Origin of the sequence: Pseudomonas sp. BF-RE-25 (assembly GCF_019956105.1) — a bacterium.
GTDB classification, from domain to species: Bacteria; Pseudomonadota; Gammaproteobacteria; order Pseudomonadales; family Pseudomonadaceae; genus Aquipseudomonas; species Aquipseudomonas migulae.
In genome coordinates this window covers 1-3,294 of sequence record NZ_JAHBDB010000093.1, presented here as the reverse complement: position 1 = coordinate 3,294, position 3,294 = coordinate 1, and the positions used below count along the sequence as shown (strand labels likewise).

The 3,294-nt window shown below is 59.0% G+C and carries 4 protein-coding genes; 3 read left to right on the top strand and 1 reads right to left on the bottom strand.

All coding sequences use genetic code 11. The features are described from left to right. The first annotated feature begins 104 nt into the window (after positions 1-104). Both KGB24_RS28500 and KGB24_RS28495 read left to right on the top strand, forming a co-directional pair. The gene (locus KGB24_RS28500) at positions 105-299 is read left to right on the top strand and encodes a hypothetical protein (RefSeq protein WP_008033677.1); all 195 of its coding nucleotides are present in this window, start codon (positions 105-107) and stop codon (positions 297-299) included. A gap of 112 nt (positions 300-411) precedes the next feature. Next, a complete protein-coding gene (locus tag KGB24_RS28495; protein WP_008033676.1) occupies positions 412-594 on the top strand; it encodes a hypothetical protein in 183 nt (60 codons plus the stop codon). On the opposite strand, the gene KGB24_RS28490 is transcribed toward KGB24_RS28495, so the two are convergent. Beyond that, the gene (locus KGB24_RS28490; protein ID WP_223414008.1) at positions 591-1,652 is read right to left on the bottom strand and encodes an AI-2E family transporter; all 1,062 of its coding nucleotides are present in this window, start codon (positions 1,650-1,652) and stop codon (positions 591-593) included. The two genes, KGB24_RS28495 and KGB24_RS28490, sit on opposite strands and share 4 nt — an antisense overlap. Before the next feature lie 174 nt (positions 1,653-1,826). Here KGB24_RS28490 and yegQ point away from each other — a divergent pair, with 174 nt between their 5' ends. Further along, a complete protein-coding gene (yegQ, locus tag KGB24_RS28485) occupies positions 1,827-3,152 on the top strand; it encodes a tRNA 5-hydroxyuridine modification protein YegQ (protein ID WP_008033673.1) in 1,326 nt (441 codons plus the stop codon). Positions 3,153-3,294: the final 142 nt, after the last annotated feature.

Genomic DNA, 3,294 nt, shown 5'->3' with positions numbered 1-3,294 from the left:
CCCTCCCCCCCACCTTGGGGAACACGGTCATATTTATGTCATGTCAGGTCCGCAAGCTCGGACCTGTCCGCCAACAACAGGTTGATAACAACAAGGACGACCACATGCCCACACAAAACCCGCACCGCAACCTCGGTTTGTGCACCTCCAGCAAGGTCTACAACGCCCTGACCGAACTCAAGCACCTGGAAGGTCATCGCAGCGCCAAATTTCTTTCGCTGCTGGCCGAAAACCTTGTGCGAAAAGGCCTGCTCAACGAACAGGAAGTGGTCCATATGCTGGACCTGGTGGTCGACTGACCGACAGACGGTCATTTGCACCCGCTGCCGTCAATGTCGACTATCGAAAGCGATGATTGTTCGTTCGCGCAGCAGACCCGTAAGGTAGCTCCATAGATTGATGGAGGTACTTATGTCCCAGGTTCAAATCATGTCCGTTATTGGCAGCGCCGTTCCCGCCTCGCTTAGAGAGCTAGGATTGCTCGCCTGTTGGTATCTGGTCCAGGACGGTGAACAAATCAGCGGTCCGCTGCCATCGCTGACCGCCGCCAAGGCACTGTCACAGAGCTTCGACGCCGGCCGACTCAGCGCCTAAGGCAACTGCACCCGCGGTTTGGTTTCCATGAAAATCGCCCAGCTCGACATAAACAGCGCGGCGATCAACGGTCCGATGACAAAGCCATTGAGCCCGAAAATCGCCAGGCCGCCGAGGGTCGAGATGAGGATCAGATAGTCCGGCATCTTCGTGTCCTTGCCCACCAGGATCGGGCGCAGCACGTTGTCCACCAGGCCAATCACAAACACCCCGAACAGCCCCAGCACCACTCCCTGCCAGATCGCCCCGCTGAACAGGAAAAATGCGGCCACCGGCGCCCAGACAATCCCTGCGCCGACCGCTGGCAACAGCGACAGAAACGCCATCAACACCGCCCAGAGCAACGAGCTCGGGATGTCCAGAAACCAGAAAATAAAACCGCCCAATGCGCCTTGAGTGATCGCCACAAAAAGGTTGCCCTTCACCGTGGCGCGCACCACGCGGTTGAACTTGAGCTGCAAACGGCGCTTCTGGTGTTCTTCCAGCGGCACGGCGGCGCGCACTTTGCGCGCCAGTTCTGCACCGTCGCGCAAAAAGAAGAACAACAGGTACAGCATGATGAAAAAACCCACCACGAAATCAAACGTACCCTGACCGAAACTGAAGGCTTTGTTGGCGATGAACTCATTGCCCGTCACCGCACTCTTGATGATTTTCTCCCGCAGCCCCTCCAGCTCACCGATCCCGGCGCGATCGAGCAAGTGCTGGAAGTACGGAGGCAGGCTGTGTTTGAAATGCGTGATGTACCCCGCGATGTCCAGCTCGCCGCTTTCGATGCTCTTGTAAAGCGCCGCCCCTTCCTGGACCAGCAGAATACTGAGGACGATCACCGGCAGGATCGCAATGACCATGCAAATGCTCAATGTCAGCATTGACGTCAGGTTGCGCTCCCAACCGAACTTCAGTTGCAGTCGCCGCTGCAACGGCGCGAAGAGAATGCCGAGGATCACCGCCCAGAACACCGCGCCGTAGAACGGCAGCAAAATCCAGATAAACGCGGCGGTCACCAACCCCAGCAAAATCACCAGTGATTTGTCTTGTACCTTCTCTTCGTTCATGTCCGATCCATGTCAGTCCGCAGGGCACAGGCCCTTGTACCAAGAGCCGTCCTGATGCTTAGTCCGCCACGGTTCGCGCGAGTGCCATCCGTTTGTTCATCAAGCATAGATCCAGATCAATGAATGCCACGGGCATGCCGATTATCCTCGCCGGCTTTTGCGATCGACCCGCCCATGACCCTTTTCACACCTGAGCTGCTCGCCCCCGCCGGCACCCTGAAAAACATGCGTTATGCCTTCGCCTATGGCGCCGACGCGGTGTACGCCGGTCAGCCTCGCTACAGCCTGCGGGTGCGCAACAACGAGTTCGATCACGCCAACCTCGCGCTCGGCATTCGCGAGGCCCAGGCCCAGGGCAAGCGCTTTTACGTGGTGGTGAACATCGCCCCGCACAACGCCAAACTCAAAACCTTCCTCAAGGACCTGGAGCCGGTGATTGCCATGGCGCCGGACGCGCTGATCATGTCCGACCCAGGCCTGATCATGCTGGTGCGTCGGCACTTCCCGCAGATGCCGATCCACCTGTCGGTGCAAGCCAACACGGTCAACTGGGCGAGTGTCGAGTTCTGGCAACAACAAGGCTTGAGCCGGATCATCCTGTCGCGGGAACTGTCCCTGGAAGAAATCGCCGAAATCCGCCAGCAAGTGCCTGCCATGGAGCTGGAAGTGTTCGTCCACGGCGCGTTGTGCATGGCCTATTCCGGCCGCTGCCTGCTGTCGGGCTACATGAACAAACGCGATGCCAATCAGGGCAGTTGCACCAATGCCTGTCGCTGGAAGTACTCGGCGCAAGAAGCCACGGAAAATCTGCTCGGCGACATCGTGCAGACCTTCCAGCCCGAACCGACGCTGGGGATCGGCGCGCCCACCGATCAAGTGTTCCTGTTGCAGGAAGCCAACCGCCCCGACGAACTGATGCCGGCCTTCGAAGACGAACACGGCACCTACATCATGAACGCCAAGGACCTGCGCGCCGTACAGCACGTCGAGCGCCTGACGCAGATGGGCGTGCATTCGCTGAAAATCGAAGGCCGGACCAAATCTCACTTTTACTGCGCGCGCACCACTCAGGTTTACCGCCGGGCGATCGACGATGCGGTGGCCGGTCGCGACTTCGACCGGGGCCTGATGACCGATCTGGAATCCCTCGCCCAGCGCGGTTACACCGAAGGTTTTCTACGCCGTCACGTGCATGACGAATATCAGAATTATCAGAACGGCAGCTCAGTGTCGGAGCGACAGCAATTTGTCGGCGAATTGACCGGCGAGCGGCGTGACCGGCTGGCGGAAGTCAAAGTGAAGAACCGTTTTGGCCTGGGCGATCACATGGAACTGATGACGCCCAAGGGCAACTTCCACTTCGATTTGCATCAGTTGCAGAACGTCAAAGGCCAGCCCATCGATGTCGCGCCGGGGGATGGGCACACCGTGTACCTGCCGATTCCGGATGCGGTGGATTTGCGCTTCGGGTTGTTGATGCGGGATGTGCGCGAGATGTGATCTTCCAACCAATCCGCGAATCACCGCTATCTCGGGAAACGCCGCGCCCTCTGTAGGAGCCGGCTTGCTGGCGATGCGTGCGACGCGGTTCAATTGACAGACCGCGTCGCCTGGATCGCCAGCAAGCCGGCTCCTACAGGGG

What these genes read in the sequence shown, in the direction of transcription:
- KGB24_RS28500 (WP_008033677.1), top strand. Translation starts at nt 105, where the DNA reads ATGCCCACACAAAACCCGCACCGCAACCTCGGTTTGTGCACCTCCAGC.
- KGB24_RS28495 (WP_008033676.1), top strand. Translation starts at nt 412, where the DNA reads ATGTCCCAGGTTCAAATCATGTCCGTTATTGGCAGCGCCGTTCCCGCC.
- KGB24_RS28490 (WP_223414008.1), bottom strand. Translation starts at nt 1,652, where the DNA reads ATGAACGAAGAGAAGGTACAAGACAAATCACTGGTGATTTTGCTGGGG.
- yegQ (WP_008033673.1), top strand. Translation starts at nt 1,827, where the DNA reads ATGACCCTTTTCACACCTGAGCTGCTCGCCCCCGCCGGCACCCTGAAA.